Below are 25,959 nucleotides of genomic sequence, written 5' to 3' on the forward strand. Positions count from 1 at the left end.
ACTATGCCCTACGTTGAAATGCCCAAATTAAGCGACACGATGACCGAAGGTACGTTGGTCAAGTGGCGCAAAGCCATCGGCGACAAGATAAGTGTTGGCGACGTGTTGGCCGAAGTTGAAACCGACAAAGCCGTGATGGAACTGGAGGCGTTTGATGAAGGCACGCTCAAGGAAATTTATGTTCCGGACGGCGGCAAAGCTCTGGTCGGCGCCAATCTGGCTCTACTGTTGGGCGCGGGAGAAGCCGCACCCACAAAGGACGCCAAACCGGCCGCCGCCAAACCAGCGGTCACCCCGACTACCGGTTCTGAAAAACCGACGGCAACTCCTGGTGAAGCGAAAGCGCCCGTTGCGGCTTCCAGCGGCGGACGAGTCAAGGCCTCACCATTGGCGAAGAAAATCGCCACGGCCAAAGGACTTGATCTGAGCGCCATCCGCGGGTCAGGTCCCGGCGGACGAATCGTGGCGCGTGATATCGAATCTCAACCGGGCGGTACCGCTGCGCGTTCCGTCGCACCGACGATTTCCGCCGCGCCCGCCGGCAAGGGCGATCGCCGCATTGCGCTGACGGGTATGCGCAAAATCATTGCCGAGCGTTTGCTCGCCAGCAAAACGCAGATTCCGCATTTTTATCTCAACATTGAGATTGATGCGGGTGAACTGCTGAAGTTGCGCGCGCAGACCAACGCCCATTTCGAGCAGTTGGGATTGGGCAAGCTGACCATCAACGATTTCATTTTGAAGGCGGTGGCCATGGCCGCCGCGCGCGTTCCGCGCGTCAACGCCTCGTTCGCCGGCGATGCCGTTATTGAATATGGCGACGTGCATTTGTCGGTGGCCGTGGCCGTCGAGGACGGTTTGGTAACCCCGGTGATCCGTCAGGCGCAGACCAAATCGCTGCGGGAAATCAGCGACACGGTGAAGGATCTGGCGTCGCGGGCCCGCAACAAGAAATTGAAACCGGAGGAATATCAGGGCGGCACCCTCACCGTTTCCAATCTCGGCAGCTACGGTATTGAAAGCTTTTCCGCCGTGATCAACCCGCCGCAGGCCATGATTCTGGCCATTGGCGCGATTGTAAAAAAACCGGTGGTGAACGCGAACGACGAAGTGGTTGTCGGCCAGCGTATGGCCATCGGTTTAAGCGCCGATCATCGCGTGGTGGACGGCGCGGTCGGTGCGCAATACCTGGCCGAACTGCGTCAGTTGCTGGAAAATCCCGTGTGGATGCTGTTCTAAAGCCTTGCTGAATTTATGAGTTACGATCTGATTGTCATTGGTGGCGGCCCGGCGGGTTACGTCGCGGCCATTCGCGCGGCGCAACTGGGTAAAAAAGTGGCCTGCGTGGAAAAAGAGCGCGCGGGCGGCACCTGTTTGAACTGGGGTTGCATCCCCACCAAATCGCTGCTGCGCAACGCCGAGCTTTACCACCTGATGCAGCATCGCGCCGAAGAATTCGGACTGAGCTTCGATAATCTGCGCTACGACTGGAAAAAGGTGATCAAGCGCTCCCGCGACGTGGCGGATAAGAATGCGGCCGGCATTGAGTATCTGTTCAAGAAAAACAAAGTGGATTACGTCCGGGGCGAAGGCTCCTTGGAACGGGCGGGCGTGGTGCAGGTAAAATCCTCCGACGGCAAAACTCAGAAGCTGGAAGGCGCAAAAGTGTTGCTGGCCACGGGCGTGGTATCCCGACCGATGCCGGGCTTTCCCTTCAATGGCAAAACCGTCATCGGCAGCCGTGAAGCGCTGGCACTGGAAAAGCAGCCCAAAGACATCATCATCATCGGCGCGGGCGCGATCGGTGTGGAGTTCGCCTACTTTTTCAACGCGTTCGGCACCAAGGTCACGCTGGTGGAAATGATGCCCAACCTGCTGCCGTTGGAAGACACCGAAGTTTCGCAAACGCTGGAGAAGGCTTTCGCTAAACAAGGCATCAACGTGCTGGCGGGCACCAAGGTGGTTAAAACTGAAACGACGGCCAAAGGTGTGAAGATCACCGTTGAAGGCAAAAAATCGGAAACCTTGGAAGCGGAACTTTGCCTCGTCGCCATCGGAGTGCAACCGCTGCTGCCCGGCGGCCTGCCGGTCAAACTGACGCAGCGCGGTTACATCGAAACCGATGCGCGCTACCAAACCAGCGTTCCGGGCGTGTTCGCGGCGGGCGACATCACCGGCCCTCCTCTGCTGGCGCACACCGCCAGTTACGAAGCGATTCAAGCCGTGGAAGGCATGTTCACCAAGCATACGCCCAAGAAAATCAGCGCCTTCCCGAGCTGCACCTATTGCCAGCCGCAGGCGGCGAGCGTGGGGCTGACGGAACGCGCCGCCAAGGAACAAGGACTGAAATTCAAGGTGGGCAGATTCCCGTTCGCGGCGAGCGGCAAAGCTCGGGCCGTCGGCGCGGTGGATGGTTTCGTAAAGCTGATCTTCGGTGAACCGCACGGCGAATTGCTGGGCGCGCACATCGTCGGAGCGGAAGCCACGGAAATGATTGCCGAGTTGGGCCTTGCTCTGACACTCGAAGCAACGCACGAAGAAATCGAAGCGACCATTCATGCGCATCCGACGCTGAGTGAAGCCGTGCATGAAGCCACCGGACAAGCGTTTAGTTCGGCCATTCACATTTGATCGGCGTCAGCCGGGCGTCACGACGTCCGCCAACCGGTGGTGGCGTGATGGAGATCATAAGCGCGACGAGTTGGTTATCGTCTGATTGGTTTTAACTCAGACAAGGCCGCGCGATTGGTTTGGCGCGGAAGTTCTGAATTTCCAAGCAAACCGCAAGCCACCGTTAAAAAAGCGCAAGCTACAGCAGGCATGCGCCTGGTTTTCAACCCATACTGACCCGGTATGTTGTGCAAGAATTCCAAGCCGCAGATATCCCGGACCACTCCAACCGCAACCCAGACTCCGAGCAAAACTCGAATCGCGGGCATCACCTGCTTTGCGAAACTTCTGGCCCTGTGCTGTGGTGCGAGCTGCGCTCTGAGCGTCGTTGACGCAGCGACTTTGAATTTCCAACTGCTGACTTGGAACGATGCCGCGGCCACCGAGGCGTTGCCTTCTGCCGTCGGACTCAAACCCTCAGCGGGTTCCGGCGATTGGTTGCTGTTCACCAGCGACGACAATGTACTGCCGGCGGGCAACAACCAGCTCGGGGGACTCAGCCACAACCTGGTGGATCCGCCCGGCGTTGCGGGACCGAATGGCTTCGCTTTGGCCCCGTCACTTTCCGGTTCGCTCACACTTGAGCTGGAACCCGCCAGTGGCGCCAATTGGACCGCCACGGTAAAAGCGCTGGCGTACAATGGTCAGGCCAGCGCGATGATGGCCATGAATCAATTTTTGGTTGGACCGGACAGTCCCGCCACCGATAACGACCTTTTCAACGTGGATGGCCTCGGTAACTCCGGTTCTTGGCAGGCCAGTGCCAGCGCCAACTGGTCCATTGAATACGAAATTGATTTTTATTTTGCCACCAACGCAGACGGGGATCCCAGCCCGGACGATATTGACGCCACCTTCAATGACAAAAAGCAAACGGGCCACCTGATCCCGGTAAACCGCCTGACTGCCGATGGATTATCCGATGTTGCACTCACCGGCGCGACGGGCTTTTACAGTGGTGATCTGAAGGAATATCTGTTGACGCAAATTGCGCCACGGTTGCCGGGTAACGCCACTTATTTGCTGCTGACCCAGATGGAAAAAACTCATCCCGATTACGCCGAAACCGGCTTGCCCATCAGCACCGGCGGATTGGTCGGGAATATAACCTTTGCCTACAGCACGCAGACGCTGGCCGCACTGCCGAACATTCTTTCGCTGCGCTTTGAAGAGAGCCAACCCGTGATCCAATTCACCGGCAGCGCTGCCCAGGCGTATCAAATCCAACGGTCCAGCGATTTGATTTCGTGGGATACCATCACCACTCCAACCTTCACCTATCCGACATCCGAAACGGTGGAATGGACGGATGCGACTCCCGCTCCCGGTCAGCAATTTTACCGCGTCATTGCGTTAACTCCGTGAAACCCGGTTTTGATCTCAATTCTCAAGCGCGACCAGATCGTCATGGGTTTACGTTGCTGGAACTGCTGATCGTCATCGGCATCATTGCCATCCTCGCGGGATTGATGTTGCCCGGCTTGGCGCAAGCGAAAGCGCGGGCGAGGCGGGTGCAGTGTCAGGGCAACCTTCGCCAGATTGGTCTCGGGGTGCTGATGTATGCCAATGACGCGCACAATCGGATGCCGCAAGCCAGCTCGCAAGAATTGGGCGGCCCCCAAGGCATTGTGCCCGACACCGACCCCTGGTTACCGGCGCGCATGTTTGGAGGTTCGCTGAGCGCCGATCAGCGTCCGTTGAATTCCTACCTCTCGAACGTAAAGGTCTTCAGTTCCTCATGCGATCGTGGTGAGCCGTTATGGTGGTTCGATACCGCTCCGTATCAAGCCAAAGCCACCTGTTACGAACTTTACGGGAGCAGTTATTTTTATGCGTCCGGCTACAATCGCATGGGCGGCGTCATTGCGCCCATGGGCATTGCCAAATTTGTCGGCCCGGAATTTTCTTATCACGATTTCGAATCCCGCCCCCTGCCGTTGGGTGAATCGTTGACCACGAGTTTCTATCGGCAACCATCGAAAAAAGTGGTTCTGGGTAGCATTCCCATTTATCGCACCATGAGCGGGGTGGTTGCCCTCAGTCCTCGCGCCCAATGGTACAAATCCGATCCAAGTCAACTGTGGGCCAACGCCTGGTTTCTTGATGGCCACTTCGAGTTCGTCAACGTCTTCGCGTACGGCGCGGGCTATGCCGGTGTGGATACCGTGCCTAATGAAGCGAATCCCTTCTACTGAAGCCCGAGCCTTCCTCCGGGCGCGGCGGACATGAAAACTTGGGTTGCCATCGCGGTTGCGGTCGTTGCACTGGGCATCTGGGGAATCAGACTATGGCCGCGCTCCACGCCTTCGGAAAACGCGCTGCGGGATATCCAGGGGCTTGAAACCGTCGTGCTACGATTAGCGCCAACGAACGGTGGATCGTCCGTAACCTGTCGTCTGACCAACCATCGTTCGCACCCGGCCGAACAAGTGGTGTTTCAAGTCGCGCTGCAACAAACCAACGGAACCATCCTGGCCGTTAATCCTCTCGCCAGTGCCGCCGCCATCATGCCGGGAGAAACCAGGGAAACGTCTGTATTCGTGCCCACGACGAACCGCTTATCCGACGTTATGGCGCGGGTTACCGTCAGTTTGGTGCGCTGGCAAAAATAGGTTCAGCCGCTCCGAGACTTATGTCACCGGCGCGCTCGGGTAACATTCGAAGTGCAGCACTGCGCTCTTGGGATGCAATTTTTTAGGCCCAGGTTCCATCGCCGGATAACCGAGGCCCAGAATGGCGACCACCCGTTTGTTGGCCGGAATATCCAGAGCTTTGCGCACGTGATCCTCGCGGCGTGCGGATTCAGCGGCGTCTTCGGAATGATAAACCGCTCCCCAAGCCATCCCTAAACCTGCTTCCACCGCGGCCAGCCAGAGGAAGCCGCCCGCCAGCGTGGCGTCTTGCAGCCAGTATTTGCTCACGCTCGGATTGGCTACGATCACCACGCCCAGCGGCGCCGCCCGCAACCAAGCCATGTACGGGGTGGTTTCCGCCAAGAGGTCCAAGCGGCGGCGATCGCGCATGATGATGTATTCGCGCGAGATCGAGTTGTTGCCGGCTGGAGACAAGTGCAATGCGTGCGCCAGCGTTTGTACCGTCGCCTCGGGAATAACGGTCGGCTGAAAACGCGTAATCTCGCGTCGTCGCTCAATGGCTTCAATGACTTTCATGGTAAAACGAATCCGTTGGCACCGCGGCACGTACTCACGCATCTCTCAAGCGGGCCGTCCGGTCAGGGCGCGTGGAAAGAGAAACCGGTTTTCCTCATACATCTGCTCATGGATGAGTCGCTCGAACCGGGCGAGCGCCAGGCGCAAGACGCGGCTCTGCCCGCTCGCCGCCGGCGCTGCAGCCACCTCGTTGGCGAGACTTCGCAATTCAGCAATCGCCTCGTCCACCTCAAAATGCTGCTGCTTCCAACGTGCCGCACGGCGGCGCAGCAATTGGACTGAAGCGGTTTTTCCGGACGCCACTCCTTTCGGTCGCCGAGCTTGCGGAAAGACGACCTGCGCTTCGTCGCGCAGGTGTGCAATCAACCGCAATCGGAATACCTTGAACGCTTTTTCCAGCCGTCGAAGTTGCGGAGACACGCGTTCCGCTTTGGCAATGATGGCTTGAATCAATGCTTCGAGTCGCGCCAGTTCACACCGCAACAAAACCTGCTGTCGGGTTTCGAGCCGATCACACAACTGCGGCAGCGGCATCACTTCCAGCGATGCCGCCAGGCGCGGGCCTGGATTCCGTCGCACAACCTTCACGCGGCTACGCCCCATGCACTTCAAGCATTCGCCGGGACTGGCTGCGGACGCGCGGCCAATTTTTTACGCGCTTTCGGAAACAGGACATTGTTCTCCTTGTGGATGTGTTGATGCATGTTGCCATCCAATTGCTTCAAGGCATCATACAGCGCTCGGAAGGTGTTGCACGCCCACTCGGGGGCGGTGAAGTTATCCGTCAAATCGTGGAATTTTTCCAAAGCCTCGCCCGCGCTATCATGCTCGTGCTCCATCTTCGCCAGCGTCTCGGCCAGGTTTAACTTCGAGGTTCTTTCGCCAGCCTCCTTGACTTCCAATTCGCAGATCGCCGGAAACACGCTTTCATCCTCCTCATCCGTATGCGTGGTCATCTCGGCGTTGAAGCCTTCAAAAACCTTTCGCAGTTCGATCAATCGCGGCTCGTGCTCGCCATGCACCGCCAAAACTTTGCGCGTCATGAAATCCAACCGGGACAGTTCCTCGCGCAAATAAGCGTGATGCGCTTCTTGAATGTGCTCGCACAGTTCCGTCAACGTCATGCCGTCCACATTCGTTCCAGTTGCTTGGTCCATCTGCCCGATGGCTGCCAGCATGGCCACGACCGTATTCACGTCGAGACCGCGCTCTTTGCAACTGTCGGCCAGCGACTTTTTGCCGCCACAACAAAAATCAATTTTCAAACTGTCGAAGATGCGCGACGTAGCCGGCGCCGTGCGAACAATGTCTCCAATCGTAGTTTCAGCAGTAATATTTAGCATGGAGAAACGCTAGCGGCGGTAAATATGTATTTCAAGTGCATATTTTAACATCGCGACAATTTTTCAGCTTTTGTTAACGGCGAAAATATCCAAAAGCGAGGACGAGAGAGCGAAAATATCCGGATTTATTCCACGCTTTTAATTTGTTGGCCCAAAGAGACTTACACATACTTTTAACCTCATTCTGTATAATCACTACATAGTCCGTGAAGCCAATTTTCCGACAGCAGCTTGTCATGCACTTTTCTCCAACCGGATGTCGCTGCCGCAGCTTCCAATCGGTGGTTACTGAATGGGGTGAGCATACCCGACGGTTCACAACCCTCCGGGAGCAGGTTGGCTTGGAGAACTTTGATAATGTGCATACAGACTTGTTCATAGCGGTGAAATGCCTGCAAGGCTTGCCCCCATTCGATTACAACCAAAATAAAAATTCACTTGCGTAGCTCCTGGCTCTGCCGTGCACCAAGCCCAACATCCGTAACGCAGGTTTACGCCAGAGTGGTCATTGACAAGCCCACCGTGGTTCGACAGTCTTGACGCATGTCAAAACCGGCTTTGGGTCGCGGTCTTGGCGCGTTGTTAAGTGGCTCTTCGGCCGTTTCCAAACCCGCGCCGGGCGTGCCGTCTCCCGTCATTACCGAATCCACGAATACCACGCCATCGAGCGCCATCCCCGTCAGCTCGGGGAGCACGCTGACGCCGGGTTCAGGATCGCGCGACCTGGTGCGGCGCGTGCCGGTCAATCAGGTAAAACCCTGCGCCTTTCAGCCGCGTAAGGATTTCCCCGTCGAAGCGTTGCAAGAGCTGGCGGATTCAATCAAGGAACGTGGCATCGTCCAGCCCCTGATCGTCCGGATGCAAAACGGGCAGTTTGAATTGATCGCCGGGGAGCGCCGTTGGCGGGCCGCGCAACTGGCGGGTTTGACCGAAGTGCCCGTCATTGTCCGGGAAGCCGATGATCGCGCGGTCCTAGAGATGGCGCTCATCGAAAATCTGCAGCGCGAGAACTTGAACGCCATCGAGGAAGCGCTCGGATTCGCCCAATTGATCAATCAGTTTCAACTGACGCAGGAAGCGGCAGCAGCCAAGGTGGGCAAAAGCCGGACGGTCGTCGCAAACGCGCTGCGACTGCTCAAACTACCGGGCGACGTGCAGGAGTTTATTCGTGGCGGACGACTTTCCGTCGGTCACGCCAAGGTCATTCTGGGACTGACCGATCCGTTGCAACAAGGCGCCGCAGCAGAGCGGATCATCAAGGAAGGGTTGAACGTGCGGCAGACCGAGGGGCTGGTGGCCAAACTCACAGCCAGGGGACCGGCGCGAAAGTCCGCCAGTCCGATCGTGTCCGCGGACGCTCACGTCGCGAATCTGGAAAATAAAATCCGCGAGCGGCTCGGCACCAAGGTTGCCCTGCACTATCAAAACGGCAAAGGGAAACTGGAGGTCTCCTTCTTTAGCGAGGCGGAACTGGAAGGCGTGTTGCAAATCCTGGGCATCAACCCCGATTGAATCCGCCACCGCACCGCCCTGCCTCGCGAGCTGTCGCTTTGTCTCGCGGAATTTTTCCGTGCGTTCGCCCGGGGATTTCGTGTATTTGAAAGATCGTTTTTTCGAATTGAATATGACCAATACTCCTGAATTACGCGCCGCCACCGCGGGCCAGCTCCAAACTCACGGCACTCAAGTGACCGCACTGCACGCGTTCGTGGGCTTGGACGGTTTCGTGGATGAGATTCTGCACGTCGTGGACAAACGCGAAAGCGCCGAGAAATACACCCGCCTGCCCACCATCGCCCAATACGCGGAACGATTGGCGCACGCAGCCGGCAAGAGTACCAACGTGGAACTGATCCGGCGGCAAACCAAACTAGGCGGCAACGGTCCGATCATGGCCAACGCCCTGGCCAGTTTCGGAATGCGGGTCTGTTACCTCGGGAATCTCGGTTATCCCAACATCCATCCGGTGTTCTCAGATTTCACGCAACGCGCCGAAGTCCACACGCTGGCCGAACCGGGTTACACGGATGCGTTGGAGTTCGACGACGGCAAGATCATGTGTGGCAAACTGGCGTCGCTTTATGACGTCAATTGGGAAAATCTCAAAAGCCGGTTTGGCCTGGAAAAATTGACGGCCCGAATGCAACAGGCGCAATTCCTGGGCTTCGCGAATTGGACGATGTTGACCGGCATGAACGACATCTGGGAAGCGGTGCAAAAGGAGGTTTGTCCACGGCTCACCGGACCGCGCCGAAAAATTTTCTTCGACCTTGCCGATCCGGAAAAGCGAACGCATGCCGATGTGTTGCGCGCGTTGAAGCTCATCACCGGTTTTGAACAATACTTCGATGCGATTCTCGGCCTGAATGAGAAGGAAGCGTATGAAATCGGCGCGCACCTGGAATTAGACACCAACCAACGCACGCCGGAAGGGTTGTCGGCGCTGGCACGGCAAATTCAGGCGCGACTCCAAATCAACACGGTGGTTGTGCATCCGGTCAGTTACGCGCTGGCCGTGAGCGCCGGGGATACCGCGTTGGTGGAAGGACCCTACACGCCCAAACCGCTGATCACCACGGGCGCGGGCGATCACTTCAACGCCGGATTCTGCCTCGGAAAATTGCTCGGCTTAAACAACGCGCAAGCTTTGTTGACCGGCGTGAGCACCAGCGGATTTTACGTCCGCACCGGCCAGAGTCCCAGCGTGACGGACGTGGCCAACTTTCAGCAAAACTGGCCCCTCAAAGCGTAAACCCAATTTCATCGTTACCTCGACCCTCCAGAAAATTCCACTCCGCATCCACTGAATGAATTTGAAAATCAGCCATCGCCGTGATTGGAATTGTCCGTCGCACTTCGCCCGCGCCGGCTCAAAGCCTCCTGTCGCATGATTTTGGAAGTGGTTAAATACGGTCATCCGATGCTGCGCCAGAAAGGGCCGCGGCTCGAAACGGTTACAGCGGAGCATCGCCAGTTGATCGCGGATATGTTCGAGACGATGTATGCCGCCAAGGGCATTGGACTGGCGGCGCAACAAGTCGGACGCGCCCTTCAAATCACCGTGTTGGATTTGCGCGGTGTCAAAGATCGCCCCTCCACGTTGGAAGTGGATGGCAAAGTCCTGGACGTGGAGAAATTCATGCCGTTGGTGCTGATCAATCCCGAAATTCAACCTCTGAACGATCCGGTGCTGGGACCGGAAGGCTGTTTGAGTTTTCCAGAACTTTACGGCGACGTGTTGCGCCCCGAAGCCATCACGGTCAAAGCGTGGAATGCCAAGGGCGAGTCGTTTACTTTTCGCTGCGGCGGATTGCTGGCGCGCGCCGTCCAGCACGAGGCGGATCATTTGAATGGGATTTTGTTCATTGACCGCATGGACCGCAAATCGAAGGACGAAATCCGCGCTGAACTGGACGCGCTGCAAACGGAAACCAAAGCGGCGCTCGAACTGGCGCACAAAAAGAAATAACGCATCGCAACAATAGCGACTGAACTCGCCGCGCGGCACCAACGCCCATCCGGGAGGTCGCGCCGAATCGTTTGACTCGCATCTGACTCGACTGCGGACCTGCCGCCCCCATTTTGTCGAGACGGTCAAACGAATCGCCCACTTTGCCCGCCGCCGCTTCGACGGCTTGCCGATACTGCTCACTCCCGAACGAGAGCCGGGGTAGAATCCAAGTCGCGGAACATCGGCTTGTGCCTGTGGGCAACCAAAGCATCGTCGTCACTCGCTTTGACGCGCGGGAAAGTCATTCCCCCCCCGAAAAAAGACTATTGCAGCCAATGACTGGCCGGCTTCGTTAGAAATTCAGCCAGTTCAATTCCCTGTCCACCCACGAGGAGTTTGCGCTTGGGTTTGAAATGCGTGGCGAAAGCCGCCATCCCCGGCAACGATTCAGCACGCCGTCCGCTTTTCACTTCGATGGCCACGGTTGTGTTACCCCGGCGCAGGATGAAATCCACTTCCTGATTCCGTTCCCTCCAATACGTCAACTCGATGTTGGTGCCGAAGCTGGTGTTAAGCAGGTGTGCCCCGACGCAGGACTCGACCAACCGACCCCAATAATTGCCATCCTGCCGGGCTTCTGCCGCTGTCCGGTTGTCCTGCGCGGTCATCAACGCCGTGTTGAGCACCTGCAATTTTGGACTCGACCCGCGCTGGCGAACGAGTCCATGAGCATACTTGGAAAGCCCCGCGACCATGCCCGCCCCTTGGAGCAATTCCAAATAGTGTGCGAGCGTGACGGTGTTGCCCGCGTCCGTAAGCTGGCCGAGCATTTTCTGATAGGAAAGAATCTGGCTGGAATAGACGCAACCAAGATGGAACAATTGTCGTAACAGCGCGGGCTTGTCCACGCGATTCAGCAAGAGAATGTCGCGTGAGATCGTGGTCTCAATGAGGGCATCCACGATATACCGCCGCCACCGTTCCGGCTCCGTGATCAATTCGGCCGCGCCGGGATATGCGCCATAGAAAATGTATTGCTCCAGATTCCAACCAAAGGCTTCCCGCATTTCGGCGAACGACCAGTGCGGCACGGCAATCACCTCGAACCGCCCAGCGAGGCTCTCCGTCAAACCACGCTGAATGAGCAACGGCGCAGAACCAAGCAAAACGACCTTCAGCGGCAAAGCGGCGTGCGTGTCCGCGTCCCACAGTAATTTCACCACCGTTGACCAGTCCGAAATTTTCTGGACTTCGTCCAGCACCAGCAATGCGCCGGTTTTGCCTTCGCGCGCCATCAATCGCGCAGCGTCCCACTGTTGCTCAACCCAGGTGCGATCCCGCATGGACGGTTCGTCGGCGGAGGCGTAATGCGCGGGCAGCTTCGATGACTTGATAACCTGTCTGGCCAAGGTGGTTTTCCCGACCTGACGCGGGCCGGCCAGCACCTGCAAGAAGCGGCGTTTTTCCTTGAGCCGTTTCAGCAGTTCGTCATGGAGCGTCTGGCGGGTCATACAATTTACTCAATACTCTGAGTTAAATTACTCAATACAGAAGCTTGGTCAAATTTTTCTTAAAGGTTTCCCATTGGCGGACCCGAGAACCAAGCATGTTGCAACTTGGCCGGTCGCCTGATTATCACCCCGGTCTCAAAACAGGCACGCTCAGGTTTCCCAATTGTTTACCCCTCCAAAACGGCTCGCACCGGCACTTTTCTAAATCTCACTTTGATTCGGACCGGCTGATTGCGGATTTATTGCGTTTTCACAACGAAGCGAATATCGCTACAATGTGCAAACGTAAAAATGAAGCATCCAAACCCCGTATGGGGCTCGGTTGGAGCAGTCACCGACACAGCCATTGAATTTAGAACGCTGAATCCAAAGCCATTTGTTGCGGGACTCGGCGCTCAGTTTGTTAAAAAAGCCACCCTGCATTTTTAACAGGCAAAAATGACGGCATCGTTCGATGAAGCTGTCATAGGTGTAGTCCACAAAATGCGCATTCCCAACGGAATTCCCATCTGAAAACGTCTGCCGCGTCCGTTGATGGGCCGCATTCATTTCGTAACCATGCTGGTTGATCAAGCCCATTGAGGTATAAAGCATGCTGTTGGTTAAGCGCGCCAACGAGTCGTAATCATTCTGGATGAATTTGCTCCAAGTGTAACCCGGCGGGAGCAGATATTGCACCATGATGGATCGTTTGATTCCTCAGGGGCGTTGTCGTGATTTTGTTTTGGGTTCCGGTAACTCCCCATTAAACGGTACTTGGGATGTGGTATTTCGCGGAAAGGTGGTGGCTTCTTCCGGAAGTCCCAATGGCTGGGATGTAGAGGAAGATCACACCTTTTTTCAAGGGCACATCATTACTGTTCCAACCAACGCCGTGCCAGATCAGGGCTATGAAGTGCGGGTAAAACAACGGGAATGGGCTTCAGGGCGTTCTGCCGCTTTCACTGTCTTGTCCAAGGGAGCAATTCCGAGCGCACCGGTACTTTTGCCCCTGATTCTTTCTACCAACATGTCCCCCGCATCCGGGGAAATGGTCTTGCTAACTGTGGCGATTGACAATCCTGCTCCGCTTGGAGGAGCAACCGTATCGCTAAAAACTAACGGTGTCTATTACGGAGCGGTAACCATACCAGAAGGCCAAAGTTTGATCACCACAAACATTAACACGACGGGGGCAGCAGGAACCGCCTGTGAAATCTTTGCTTCTTACAATGGCTATCGCAAGGCCAGCGTACAATTTGTAGATGGCTGTGAGCCTCCAGACACCCCCACTGGATTTTATGCAGACGCAAATACGTCTGGAATTATTCTCAATTGGGATGTGGCGAGCGATGTAACTAGTTATAGCATAAGCCGCAGTGTGAATGACACGAATTCTTACCAGCTGATTTTCACCGGACTGGCAACCAACGTATTTATTGATACGGATGTAATCCCCGGCACGAATTACTTTTACCAGTTGACTGGCCGACGCGTCACCTTCTATTATTATGAGGTGGTGGGGAAGTGTAACCCGGATGATGAAATATCCCTGTGCGCCTTGCCACGTTACCAAGCGCCCCCCGGCGTGACCGCCAAGTTGCGTCCAGTCAACAAGTATGGCGCTGATCTTGGTGGTTACGATTTTTTCACCCGTCCGACCCGTTGGCGGGATTCCGGCGGCGAAACGCCGTTCGAGTGCTTTGATTTCCCCGGCTATATCCTGACTTTGCAAGACGGCACGGAATTTTACATCCAGCGGAAATTACAGGGAGAATTCACGTTCTTGTCCAACGACTGCGATGGGCAGGCGGCGGCTTACATCGGCGAGCCCACCAGTTCCGGCTTTTACGTGGAAGCCTACGGCAAACCTTATCTGGCGGAAATCCGACAACGCGGTGGCGATCGGATTTATTTCAACCGGGATGAAATCGGGACGTTCGGCCAGCCCAATTTGCGGATTCAACATTTCAACGCCAGCAACCAACTCACCCGCTCCATTTTGATTGAACGCGACGGTCAGGGCCGCATTGCGGCCATCAGCGACCCGCTGGGCCTGAACGAAAACGGCCTGCCAATGGGCTGGCCGGCCTTGAAATACGAATACGACAGCGCCGGCAACCTGGCCAAAGTCCTGAAGCTGGTGGATCGCCTGACCGGCGCGTATCTCACCAATCAATACTACTACGAGAACAGCCAGTTCCCGCATTACATTACCGGCATCCGGGATTCACGTGGCAAACTGGTGACCCGAAATGAATACGATTCCCTCGGGCGATTGACGACCATCAAAAACGCCAGCGACCAGACCAGCCGGTTCGAGCATGATCTGGCCAACCGGCGGGAGATTCAATATGGCCGTTCCGGCGCGGCGACGCAGTTCAAGTATGACTCCCGAGGCAACGTGTTGCTGGTGACCGATCCACTCGGCCACACCAACAGCTTCACCTACGATGACAACGGCTACCGGCTTACCAGCACCGATGCCTTGGGCCGCACGACGTATTACACCAACGATGCCGATGGCAATGTTTTGGCCGTGGTGTTGCCGCATCCGCCGGGGGCGGACCCGGCGGCTTACACCACGCATTTCAGCTACGACCAGTTTGGCAATCAAACCCGGGTGCAACTGCCGACCGGAGCGGTCATCAACAACATCTACGATCCGCTCACGGGGAATTTGATTGCCGTCACAGATGGGGAGAACAACCTGATTTCCAGCACGGAATACGACGGCAACGGTTTGCCCAAAACGGAAACCGACCAGTTTGGCTCGTTGCACTATGCTTATGATGGGATGGGCAACCTGACCTTCATGACCAACTCGCTCGGACAGGTGGTGGAGAGCGGTTACGACCTCAACGGCAATCTGACGACTCTGGTGGACAACGGGCAAACCAACACCATCAGCTATGACGCCTTGAACCGGGAAACGGGCGCGGATTACGGCAACAACATCTCCGTCAACTACGGGTTCGAGGGTGAGGGCGAATGGACGACGGTGAGCGGGCCAACATTGGGGAACATGGAGCGGCGCCTGGATGATCAGGGCCGGTTGGCGGGGTGGGAAACGGCCAATGGTTCCTCGCCCGGTTTTGCCTACGATGTGAACGGGCGATTGCAGTATGAAACCAATTCCATCGGGGTGGTGACCTACACGGTTTATGACCTTGCCGGGCGCGCGGTGGCGACAACGAATCTGACGACCGGGGCTGGCAATGCGTATGGCTATGATGCCGCCAATCAGCGGGTGGCGGTGACCAATGCGCTGGGTTACTTCACCCGCTATGCGTATAACGTGGACGGTTCGCTGGCGGCGATGACCGATGCGTTGCAGCGGCAATGGCTGTACGACTACGACACGGGCGGGGCATGTTGCGGCGGCGGCTCGACCACCACGACGATGACGGACCCGTTGGGACGGCAGACGATTGACCTGCGTTCGGCGCATGGCCTGCCGGTTGCGACCATCTGGCGGTCGGGGATGAACGTGAGTTCCAACTACACCGAATATCTGGCGGGCATGACCACCGAGGAACAGGAGGCGGAGGAATATCCCGTGGCGATCACGGATGAGGGCGGGCGGACGCGGCGGTATGAGTATGACGAGATGGGCCGGTTGTCTCGGGCGACGGATTTGAGCGGGGCGACGTGGTGGACGAACCAGTTTGACGCGGAGACGGGCGCGTTGACCAACGTGCTGAGTCCTACGGGCGAAAAACTCAGCTACACGTATGACGATTTGGACAACGTGAAGACCATCAAGTTCGGCGACGGAAATTCGCTAACCAATCTTTACAATGACGCGAACCGCCTGAGCGGTGTGTGGCTGCCGAGCGGAACGCTGCTGACCAATTTCTATGACTTTGCGGGTCGCTTGACGAATCGACAGGCGAAAATAAATGGCGTGATGACAGAGACCGCCAGCTTCGAGTATAACGGCAACGACGCTGTGACAAGGATGACCGATAACACAGGCGGTACCACCAACCGGTATGACGCCGCCGGGCGGTTGTGGGGGATTGATTATCCGAGCGGGGCGAGCGTGCGGTATCAACTGGACTTGCTCGACCGCATCACGGCCATCACCAACAAGGCGACTGCCGGCGGCACCGCTTACGTGACGCGGTACGAATACGATTCCGTGGGTAACATCACGGCTGTCATTGACCACTGGAATCGAACGAACCGTTTCGAGTATGATCGCGTCGGCAGGCGAACGAAACGGACTTTGGCGAACAACATCGTAACCGAATGGCAGTACAACTGGCGTGATCAGGTGACAAACGTGATTCACAAACTTGGAGGGGCGACGTTGGCATCCTTCACTTACGAGCGGTCCGCCGGTGGTGAACCGACAAAGATCGCTCGCGAAGACGGCAGCTATGTCGAGTTGCAGTACGATGCCGCCCTGCGGCTGACCAACGAGGTGTACAGAACTTCTGGCGGAGCGCTCATCGAGCAGATTGGTTACGGGTACGATTCTGCGGGAAGCCGCATCAGGCTGCTGAAGGGCGGGAACACGCTCACGAATGCGGTGAGCGCGGGTTACCGAATCACGCAGGTCAAGAACGGAGCGGCGGTCGTCGAGAGCTACAGCTACGACAACGGCGGGCGCGTGACAGGAATGACACGCGATGGAGCGACTCGAAGCTTTGGGTACAACTCCGCCGACCAATTGACCGCTGTCACCAACGGAGCCGCTTGGACAACGTATCTGCACGACGCCAACGGAAGGCGAACGATTTCGACAAATTCCTCCGGCACCGTGCGTCGCCTGCTCGTCGCCCCGACACCGGGCAGCGATTTGGAAAGTCCGCTGTTGGTGGCGAACGCCAGTGGAACCGTTCAGCAGGGCTTCGTGTATCTGGGTGATGAGCCGTTGCTGCGATTCGACGCTGCTGGCAACGCGGTCTATTACCTGGAGGACGCGATGGGCAGCATCGCGGCTCTGGCTGACGGCAGCGGAAACGCGATTGCGACCTTCAGCTACGATGGGTTTGGAAACTTCCGCTCATTGAGCGGAAGCACAAACCCGCCGACGGGAACAGGCGGCGATTTCCGGTTCCACCGCGCATGGCTCGAATCGGATTCGGGCCTGTACAACATGCGGGCCAGGGAGTACGATCCGCGTTTAGGGCGGTTTACGAGCCGTGATAATCTCAACGAAGGCGAGTTCAAGGAGCCGGAATCATTGAATCCCTACACCTTTGCCTACAACAACCCGCACGTTTACTCTGACCCGAGCGGTCAATTTACGCTCATCGAAATCAGCTTCTCGAACCTCATTGGAACCATCAACGATTTGAAGGCGGCTGTCGGTTCGGCTGTGGGAAGAAGGATGATCTTGAAGAGAATGGGGAAATGGACTGCAAATCAAATCATCAGCTATCTCCAGACGGTGCTACCGATTGATGAAGCGTTGATCAGCGCCATCGGCACTGATCCACTCCAGGCAGGAATTGAGTTCCAACGGATGGCAGAAAATCTCATCTGCAGTTATGTGCCGCTCCCGAAAGATTGGCTATGGCTTGAACCACGGGTGCGAGGCAAGGACACGGCGTTGTACAAGGCGGGGGATGTTTACTCGAATGGCATCGGCTGCGGAGATCGCGCAACGGCTCGCCGTCCGGGTGGAAACATACCGAGGCCCGATTTTATTATTAGCCCTGGCACACCACGGCTTGACAACGGCGAAACTCGGAGAGGACTCTTAATCGGTGATTTCAAATTGTCAGGAAAGGCATATCTGCGCTCTTACGGAATTCCCGGTCCAAAGAAGGCGACACAACCGGGACAGTGGGCGGCAATCACCGGTTATGCCAGCCGACATAGCTACACGAGGACAGTCCTGCTCGTCAGCTTGCGCGGAATGGACAAGCCGACGAGCAAACTGCTCTTAAAAGCAGGGGCCGAAAAAGGCGTTCTGGTGCTGCCGGTCGGGATTCTCAAATGAAATAACGAGTCAATTTGGAACGACGACCGTGAAACAAACGAGGACCTCAAATCGAGTTGCAGATTCTGGAACTGAGCACAGGGGACGCGGTTTCGTCTCGCTTCTTTTGCGGTGGTTCTTTCATCGCTTTATCGAGAGCGTGTTTGGAATGACGAGAAAATATGGTGAAAGCGAGCCACTCCACCGCGCAGTGGAGCGGAGACAGGAAACCCGTGTCCGTGAATTGATTCAGAAAGGTATTACGGTTGACGCTCGTGATCGCCGCCATGTGACGCCTCTCATGGTCGCAGCGGAGAAAGGCTACGACGAACTTGTGGAACTTCTGATCCAATCTGGTGCGGACATCAATGCGAAGGACCGTGCTAGTGGTTTCGAGGAGGGGCGGCGCTCTTCCCTCCACAGGGCGTGTGACGCAGGGCAGGCAGATATGGTCGAACGTTTGCTGAAATTGGGGGCAGACCCTGACTGCCTCAGTCAATCATTTCAGACACCTCTTTTTCTAGCCCTGTTGCTGGAAAGGCGGGACATCGCGATGCGTTTGTTGGAGCACGGCGCAAGCCCCAACGGGCCGGAAAAGGCTTGTCAACCACCTCTCGTTACCGCCGCTGCGAACAATGATCTGGTGATGATTAAAGAATTGCTGAAACGCGGAGCGAATCCAAATTGCGGTGCGCTGGCCGCGACAAGGTCGGTGGAATGCGCACGCGAACTCTTGCGACATGGGGCGGATGTCAACGCCCAAGATGTGGACGGCAATACCCCATTGCTGAAAAACGTTCGGTTTGCCGAGTCCGAACTGATCCGATGCTACCTCGATGCCGGAGCCGACGTGAACGTCAAGGACAGGGAGGAAATGCCTGCTTTGATGCACCTGACGGATAATCCAAAGGTGGAAATTGCAGAGCTTCTTTTGGCCGCAGGCGCTGAAGTGAATGCACCGACGCGGTCTGGTGTGACCATTCTTGATCACATCCTCGGCGATACCTCCCATCGCCACAGAAAGGCCAGGCAAGCGTTGGTTCAGCACCTCCGCACGAAAGGTGCAAAGACCGGCCGTGAATTAAGGGCACAGCGCCAGATTCCAAGAAAGCAGCAAGAAGACCACCGAATAGACAAGGAACCAAGCAATAGCACGATAACAAGTGGGGATGAGCAGTTCGCCAAGCTGCGGCAGATGGAAACCAACGGCGCGAATTACGCCCTCGATACGGAGGACATCATTGCCCGCCTAAAGGCATGGCAATCCCTGTGTTCATTCAGGATCGTGGATGCGAAGCACGACACAGTTGTCCTCGAATTTGATTCCCTGCCAGCCGATTTGGATGCGTTCGTAAAGGATCTGTCTGAGTTTTGCCCCGATTTGATTGACCAAGGGGCACAGTGTTTGCCGGATTTGATTGATGCGCAGATGAAGAAAGGCGGCCCAGTCCCTGCTGAAATGGAATCGCTCGTTGAGGGGGTGGATTTTCAGAATGAGGACTTCGGGCCTGAAATCCTAAAACGCCAATTGCAGCAACAGCGAAAGCTGACCCTTTGGTGGGATTGAACCAACGTGATTGATCCCTTCAGCGGCAACACGAGCTTTGAATATGATCGAGTCGGGAGAAGAACCAAGCGCACGCTGCCCAACGGCATCGTGACCACCTGGCAATACAACTGGAAGGATCAGATGACGAACCTCACGCACAAGATCGGGGGGACGACGCTGGCGAGCGTGTTGTATGAGCGGGCGACCGGCGGTGAGCCGACGAAGATCACGCGGGAGGATGGAACTTACGCCGTGCTTGGATACGACGCCGCGCTTCGATTGACCAACGAAGTGTATTACAGTTCGGGCGGTGTGCCGCAGACGACCAACAGCTATGGTTACGATGCCTCCGGCAGCCGCATCAAGCTGGTGAAAGGCGGGTTGACGCTGACCAACAGCGTGAGCGGCGGGTATCAAATCACGGCCGTCAAAAATGCCGCCAACGGCAGCACGACGAACACCTACGCTTACGATGCTGGCGGGCGGGTCACATCCATCAACCGCGATGGGGCGACACTGAAGCTGGGCTACAACACGGCGGACCAAGTGGCCGCCGCAACCAACGGCGCGATCTGGGTGACGTATCGGCATGATGCCAGTGGCCGGCGCACGGTTTCGACGAACTCAGCCGGAACGGTGCGGCGGTTACTCGTTGCCCCAACCCCGGGGACTGATCTTGAATCACCGCACCTGATTGCCAATGCGAGCGGCACGGTGCAACAGGGCTACGTCTATCTCGGGGATGATCCGATCTTGCGCTACACCACGGGCGGAACCGCAAGCTATTATCTGGAAGACGGCATGGGCAGTGTCATCGGCCTGGCGCCAGCGAGCAGCCCGAGCACGGCCAACACCACCCGGCTGTGTTTCTCATCATGTTTAAGACCGGGCACGCCCTACCCCTTGTTGTCACAAGGATTCTGCGTCTGCGAATTGGTCGCGGCGGGGGCGCGGAATTTCCGCGCCACATCAGCCATTCATGGCCGTGGCCACGGCCAGTCCACGGGCTTGATGCAGCCGGGAACAGGACGCGGACGGGAACTTTCCATGTCCGCAAACAATCCGTGTTCGCGTTCAGTCCACGCCAACAATCATGGTCGCGAACAATCCAGGTTCGCGCACAGGCAACGGCCTCAATCGTCCGTGGACAGGCAGTGGCAGCGGACGCGAAATGTCCGCAGACAGTCCGCAGTTGTGAACTGTCCACGTCCGCGAATGCGTCACGAACGCAATCTGTCCACGAGCGGGGACTGGCAAGGAATTATCCACACCATGGCCTCACCGCGTCCATCTTGCCGCCCATCAGGTTCCCGATTCACATCCAACCCGTTCCGGCCTATGCCCTCATTTGACCCAGCCACAGTCCGCCAGGCGGTCGCGGAATTTACGCCGCGCCGTCCCGAGAAGTTCCAAGACCTGATGCCGGCCAAGGAGGTCAGCAGCAGCGCCGCCAAGACCGCGAGGCTGGCGGACACTGCCAGTAATTCCATCAAACTGAACCCGCTGTGTTTTCCGCTCTTCATGCGCTCGGAATATCTGCCGGGCAACGCGGCCGGGGCCGCCCGAACCGGGCGGTCCGTCCGGCGCCACCAAAGACTTTGAGATTTTATTGAATTTAACTATGTTTGCTTGATTATCCAATCCTGCGCAATCCAACCTCAAAATGGATCAGCAAAAAAAAGTTTGCGCCGGTGATACACATTCAACCGAAATTTCGCACTATTCGATAAGATGAAAAGCTTTATTGGCATTCGAATCGGGGCCCCGCGGAGATTCTGTTCATTTCAAAGGGGTTGCGGCCCCCAAAATGCCCCCCAAGGCCCCAGGTACGGTCCGGCGCTTCGTTCGTTGAGATTCCCGGCACTTTTCCTACTGACGGGATGGTGCCTCGGTTTGCGGACCCTGGCCGCCCCCAACATTTATACCAACACGTCGTCCGGCAAATGGGAGGCCGCCTCGAATTGGTCGCTCGGGGCGCCAAGCGCCACGGATTCCAGTTACATCACCAATCCCGCCCCCAGCACGCCCATCACGGTCACCGTGGACGCCACGACGGCGTCCGGCTTCTCGAACACCCTGACCATTGCCAATCTCACGGTTGGTGCGCCGGCCGGGGCCTACACAAATACGCTCCTGCTGGACCACGTCGGCACCAGCACCCCGCTGCAGGTGATTTCCAACCTCAACGTCCTTCCGGGCGGCGCCCTAAGGATCTTTAACTCCGCGCTAACCGTGGATAATGGCATAACGCCCCCCACCACAAATGGGGGCAGTGAAGTGCAATTCGACGGTCACTCCGTACTGGCCATCAACTCAATTATCGACACGTCGCACGCCGGGCACACCACGGTTGGTGGCAGTATTTTCGGCGGCGGCGGCGCGGGTAGCTTGAGTATGTCCAATTGCACTTTTACGCCGCATAACTTTTATGTTGGCCCCTTCTTCGACGGCACGGCCACCTTTTTGAACTGTTCCAACGTGTTTGGGTTTGGGCTCACCTTGGGAGGGGCTGCGGCCGCCGTTGGCAACATGTCCGTCATTGGCGGGACGTGGCTTGCCACCAACACTTATTCCGGCGCCAACAGCCCTTTGATCAGCTTGGGAGTCAACGGCACCGGAAACTTGACCATCTACGATGCCGAGGTTCAACTCGGCGCCACGGCCATCGGCGTCGCTGGCACCGGTTCGTTAATCGCGCAGTCCAACGCGGTAATAACCCTCGGCAAAACCTTCCTGGGTCTCGCCGCTCCACAGGCGCGCGGAATTTTTTCCATTGAGGGAGCCCAAGTCGCAATGCCGGAACTTCACATTGTGCAGGGAACGGGGATCGTGAACGTGGCCAGTGGCACCCTCACCGTGCCGCTGGTGTCGATTGGCGAAAGCAATACTGCGGCCGGGACGCTCAAGCTCACCGGCGGCACCGCTTGGATCTCCACGTCCCTGACGGTCCGCAGCAATGCCCTCGGGGCGGCCGGCGTGGCCGTCACCGGCGGCGCGCTTTACATTACCAACGCCGCGCATAACGCCGCGACGATCTTGAATGGCGGCGCGCTGCTCTTGGGGGCGGGCGCGTTCGATACGGACAACCTCATCCTCGCCAACGGCGGCAGCGTCACCGCCAGCAACGATTTCCGCCTTGGCACCACGGCGGGCAGCACCAATTCCGTTGCTCTTTCCAGCGGCAGCCGGCTCGTCCTCACCAACGGAACGTTGGGCCTCGGTGGCAACGGCCTCGGCATCGCCTCCATCGCCGAGGCCATGGTAAACGTGAACGCCCTCGATCTTGGCAGCCCGACCGGCGGCCTCGGTCGCCTCACGTTGCACAGCAACGCGCTGCTCTTCGTCCAGTCCAACCTGACGGTCGGCAGCAGTTCGCTCATGGCGACCAGCTCGATCACGCTGAACGGCGGTACCTGCACCGCCTCCAACGGGCTGACACAAATCGGCTCATCCGGGAGCGGCCTGCTGACCATTTCCGGTGGCCAGCACACGTTCCGGAGAATCATGCTCGGCTCAACCAATGGCCTGGGTTCGGGAGGTTTTCATTTCGCCGGCGGTCACCTCACCGTGCTGGGGGTCGGCACCGGTCCGGGCCAAGGACTCGATTCCAATTGGATTCTCTGGGAAGGCGGCGATTTGGATGGCAGCGGCACCTGCCTCACCATCGCCAATGGCAATGACTCCAGCGTGCTGATTCCAGCCTATGCGGCCAAGAACCTATAGTTATAGCCATAGTATCTACGAGGGAACAATTGGATATGGCTTGGAAAATGGTACATACAAGTGGCTAAGAGAATGGACCAACACGGCAAGTTGGGCTTCAGATATGACTGGGCCTTGCGCAGTTGGCACTAACAGTACGAGCGACTCTTGGATTGAGCTATTGTTACCCTACGACTTGGATGGTTGTAACTCTTGTAATTTGATAGAGGAAACGCCAACCCTCCGAATTTATATGTCCGATCCGCAACCGGAAGGAGGCAGTTGGGTGCGGACGCATACCTTGGAAAACGAGTACACGGATTTCATGTTAAGAGAAGATATTCGCAGTCTGTTGCCGCCTTATCCGACCAACTGGAATTCGGGCAGCGCCAGTGCTTACTTCAGTCTCGATGAAACGCATGTGTATGGTGCCGGGGCCAAAATGCGCTATCGTTTCAAGATTCCCAGCTCTGAGAAAGACACGACCTATAAGATTGAATGGGACGAAGTCACGACCTACCCCGATGGTTCCGTCTCCGCAGTGGCCATGTCAGAAGAATTGGAAGGAACAGGCGATCCGGTCAATCCGGTGTATGGTTCCGAACATGAGATTGATGTGCCAAGTGTTCCTTGTACGAAAACCGTGGACAACGTCAAAGTATCGGTGGTGCCTAACGCACCCGGCACTCCAGGCAGCGGCGGTCCGAATGGCGTTGGCAGTTCAGATGGGGGCGGTTTCGGGGGTGGTGGTTGTTTTTCTTGTGCCTCCGGCGGCAGTGGTGGCAGTATTGGGAGCGGTTCAGCATTTTCCGGGCCGGATTTCCGTATTTCCTTGGGCACGGCGGATTTTGGTTCGTCGCTCGGGCAACTCACTTTTGCCAGTCCGTTGCCAAATGACCTGGCGTATAGCCCGGTACTGCTTCAATTCACCACAGTTCGTGCTAATGTTGATGTGATTAAAGCCAGCGGTGCGATTCGCCAAATCAAATCTCCCCAGACATTGGCCGATATTATCACCACTTCGGCGAGCAGCTACGAAATCCGCTTCTACGATCCGGCGGATGTGGGGGCTTTAAGTTCGGGGCTGTATCCTTTGATTGGCACCCCGACGCCGTTTGTCACTTGGCGGATTGAAAATCCCAACCCAGTCAACAACCTAACCTTCCGCCTAACCGAACTGCGGGGCGGCAGCGTCTCACGCCAATGGAATTATACTTATACCGCTTTGACTAAAAGCTGGCAGGTGCAGGTGAACAATGCTCCGATTGAAGAAGAGGTGTACACGGCGTTTGGTTCATCAACGCGACAACAAATCAATGTGGTTCGCGACCCTAACAATCCAGCGGTCAATGTCCTGCGGACCAAGCGGACTTATGAGCGGTTCTCGTGGGGGGAGGGTTTGACGGAATACGCCACGGGAGAAGAAGGCAGCTTGAAGAAAACGACCTACACCTATTATCCCTACGCTTGGTTTGCGACCGGCGGAACGCGGGTGCCGCTGGAAAGCGTGACGCACCCGGATGGTTCGTGGGAATATTATGCCGGCTATGACGGTGATGGGCGACCGGTAACGGTCTATTCCTCCTTTGGCAATGTCACTCTGGCCAACTATTACTATGGCCGAAGCACTTACTACTCGTACGACTCGCCCTCTGGCTCGCCTGACAATGGCAGTATCAATCCGGATATGCCGCGCATGGTTGAGGAATCCCTTCCGGGCGGAGCCATCTCGCGTCGCTATACCATTTATCCGTCGGCTTATGTTCGCTTGGATATCCAATGCGGTGATTTGGGTGGCTGGAATGCCGCGGATAATCTCATCACGACAAACTTGTTCCATACTTCCGGCACGAATGAATTCCGGCTCAAGGCGGTGATTCATCCGGATCACACGATGCAGACGTATGACTATACCAACTCTGCGGACGGCTTGTATCGCACCAATATCACCGCTTCCGGCCAGCCCAATGCGTCCTATACCGCTGTCGTTGCCGGCACCAGCAACCGGATGGTACTCAATCAGGCGGGCTATCCGGTCGCCACCACCAGTTGGGACCTTGAATCCGGCATCAAGATTGCCCAAGCCATTTACAGTGATTTTGATGCCTTTGGCCGGCCGCAGCAGGTCGCCTACCTCAACGGTACCGAGGAACACATCAATTACAACTGCTGCAATGTCGAAAGTCGGATTGACCAGGACGGGGTGCAGACCTTTTACGGTTATGACAACGCCAAGCGTCCCGTCTCGTCCTGGCGACTGGGCATCACCAACCTGAACGTCTTGGACCCCGCCGGGCGCGTGGTGCAACGCGTCCGCATCGGCACGGACAGCAGCGCAATCGTTCAGACGCAATACAAATTCAATTCCGCCAATGAATTGCTCGCCGAAACCAATGCGCTCAACGGCGTGACCAGTCATACTGAATCCTTCAACAGCGGCACCGGGGAATTGACACACACCACCGTTTATCCCGACGGCGGCACCCGGATTGAAGTCCATTACCGCGATGGCTCGCTCAAACAAGTCACCGGCACGGCGGTCAATCCCGTCCGCTACGAATATGGAGTGGAGAATGACGGCAGTTAGTTACCTTTGGCGGGACTCGTGCGCCAGAGAACATGTGGGATCAACTCCAAGGCTTTTGGAAG

The 25,959-nt window shown here is 56.9% G+C and carries 18 protein-coding genes; 13 read left to right on the forward strand and 5 right to left on the reverse strand.

Annotated features, from left to right (window positions below):
• Positions 1-3 precede the first annotated feature (3 nt).
• The 5 genes from M9920_15975 (at position 4) to M9920_15995 (ending at position 5,282) form a co-directional block, all read left to right on the forward strand.
• Complete coding sequence (locus M9920_15975) at positions 4-1,239, forward strand: pyruvate dehydrogenase complex dihydrolipoamide acetyltransferase (GenBank protein MCO5053776.1); 1,236 nt, start codon at positions 4-6, stop codon at positions 1,237-1,239.
• Positions 1,240-1,254: 15 nt separating this feature from the next.
• Positions 1,255-2,631: a dihydrolipoyl dehydrogenase gene (gene lpdA / locus M9920_15980; GenBank protein ID MCO5053777.1), complete on the forward strand. Its 1,377-nt coding sequence runs from the start codon at positions 1,255-1,257 to the stop codon at positions 2,629-2,631.
• A 381-nt stretch (positions 2,632-3,012) separates the two neighbouring features.
• Positions 3,013-4,035, forward strand: coding sequence for a hypothetical protein (locus M9920_15985; GenBank protein MCO5053778.1), 1,023 nt, complete (start codon positions 3,013-3,015; stop codon positions 4,033-4,035).
• A complete protein-coding gene (locus tag M9920_15990; GenBank protein ID MCO5053779.1) occupies positions 4,032-4,865 on the forward strand; it encodes a type II secretion system GspH family protein in 834 nt (277 codons plus the stop codon). Before M9920_15985 ends, M9920_15990 begins: the two co-directional genes overlap by 4 nt.
• Positions 4,866-4,895: 30 nt before the next feature.
• A complete protein-coding gene (locus tag M9920_15995) occupies positions 4,896-5,282 on the forward strand; it encodes a hypothetical protein (protein ID MCO5053780.1) in 387 nt (128 codons plus the stop codon).
• Positions 5,283-5,300: 18 nt separating this feature from the next.
• Here M9920_15995 and M9920_16000 read toward each other — a convergent pair whose 3' ends face one another.
• From M9920_16000 to ric, 3 genes are read right to left on the reverse strand one after another with little or no spacing between them, the layout of a single operon-like run.
• A complete protein-coding gene (locus tag M9920_16000) occupies positions 5,301-5,840 on the reverse strand; it encodes a nitroreductase family protein (protein ID MCO5053781.1) in 540 nt (179 codons plus the stop codon).
• Between the two features lie 45 nt (positions 5,841-5,885).
• Positions 5,886-6,419 carry a hemerythrin domain-containing protein gene (locus M9920_16005; protein MCO5053782.1) on the reverse strand — a complete coding sequence of 178 codons (534 nt, stop codon included), beginning with the start codon at positions 6,417-6,419 and terminating at the stop codon, positions 5,886-5,888.
• A 29-nt stretch (positions 6,420-6,448) separates the two neighbouring features.
• Positions 6,449-7,183, reverse strand: coding sequence for an iron-sulfur cluster repair di-iron protein (ric, locus tag M9920_16010; GenBank protein ID MCO5053783.1), 735 nt, complete (start codon positions 7,181-7,183; stop codon positions 6,449-6,451).
• Positions 7,184-7,726: 543 nt separating this feature from the next.
• Here ric and M9920_16015 point away from each other — a divergent pair.
• From M9920_16015 to def, 3 genes are all read left to right on the forward strand, one after another.
• On the forward strand, positions 7,727-8,695 hold the full coding sequence (locus tag M9920_16015; protein ID MCO5053784.1) for a ParB/RepB/Spo0J family partition protein: 969 nt from the start codon (positions 7,727-7,729) through the stop codon (positions 8,693-8,695).
• Positions 8,696-8,807: 112 nt separating this feature from the next.
• Positions 8,808-9,935, forward strand: a complete 1,128-nt coding sequence (locus tag M9920_16020; GenBank protein MCO5053785.1) for a PfkB family carbohydrate kinase — start codon at positions 8,808-8,810, stop codon at positions 9,933-9,935.
• 84 nt (positions 9,936-10,019) lie between these two features.
• Complete coding sequence (gene def, locus M9920_16025) at positions 10,020-10,652, forward strand: peptide deformylase (GenBank protein ID MCO5053786.1); 633 nt, start codon at positions 10,020-10,022, stop codon at positions 10,650-10,652.
• 305 nt (positions 10,653-10,957) lie between these two features.
• Here def and M9920_16030 read toward each other — a convergent pair whose 3' ends face one another.
• Both M9920_16030 and M9920_16035 read right to left on the reverse strand, forming a co-directional pair.
• Positions 10,958-12,145 carry an ATP-binding protein gene (locus tag M9920_16030; GenBank protein MCO5053787.1) on the reverse strand — a complete coding sequence of 396 codons (1,188 nt, stop codon included), beginning with the start codon at positions 12,143-12,145 and terminating at the stop codon, positions 10,958-10,960.
• A 270-nt stretch (positions 12,146-12,415) separates the two neighbouring features.
• Positions 12,416-12,826, reverse strand: a complete 411-nt coding sequence (locus M9920_16035; GenBank protein MCO5053788.1) for a hypothetical protein — start codon at positions 12,824-12,826, stop codon at positions 12,416-12,418.
• Positions 12,827-13,505: 679 nt separating this feature from the next.
• On the opposite strand from M9920_16035, the gene M9920_16040 reads away from it, so the two are divergent.
• From M9920_16040 to M9920_16060, 5 genes are all read left to right on the forward strand, one after another.
• Positions 13,506-18,080, forward strand: coding sequence for a hypothetical protein (locus M9920_16040; protein ID MCO5053789.1), 4,575 nt, complete (start codon positions 13,506-13,508; stop codon positions 18,078-18,080).
• A gap of 28 nt (positions 18,081-18,108) precedes the next feature.
• Entirely contained in the window at positions 18,109-19,626 is a 1,518-nt protein-coding gene (locus M9920_16045) for an ankyrin repeat domain-containing protein (GenBank protein MCO5053790.1), read from the forward strand.
• 6 nt (positions 19,627-19,632) lie between these two features.
• Complete coding sequence (locus tag M9920_16050; protein ID MCO5053791.1) at positions 19,633-21,210, forward strand: hypothetical protein; 1,578 nt, start codon at positions 19,633-19,635, stop codon at positions 21,208-21,210.
• 291 nt (positions 21,211-21,501) lie between these two features.
• Positions 21,502-23,331 (forward strand): hypothetical protein, encoded by a 1,830-nt coding sequence (locus M9920_16055; protein MCO5053792.1) that lies wholly within the window; start codon positions 21,502-21,504, stop codon positions 23,329-23,331.
• Between the two features lie 232 nt (positions 23,332-23,563).
• On the forward strand, positions 23,564-25,897 hold the full coding sequence (locus M9920_16060; GenBank protein MCO5053793.1) for a hypothetical protein: 2,334 nt from the start codon (positions 23,564-23,566) through the stop codon (positions 25,895-25,897).
• The last annotated feature ends 62 nt before the right edge of the window (positions 25,898-25,959 follow it).

The sequence above is a fragment of the Verrucomicrobiia bacterium genome (assembly GCA_023953615.1).
Lineage (GTDB): Bacteria > Verrucomicrobiota > Verrucomicrobiia > Limisphaerales > JADLHS01 > JADLHS01.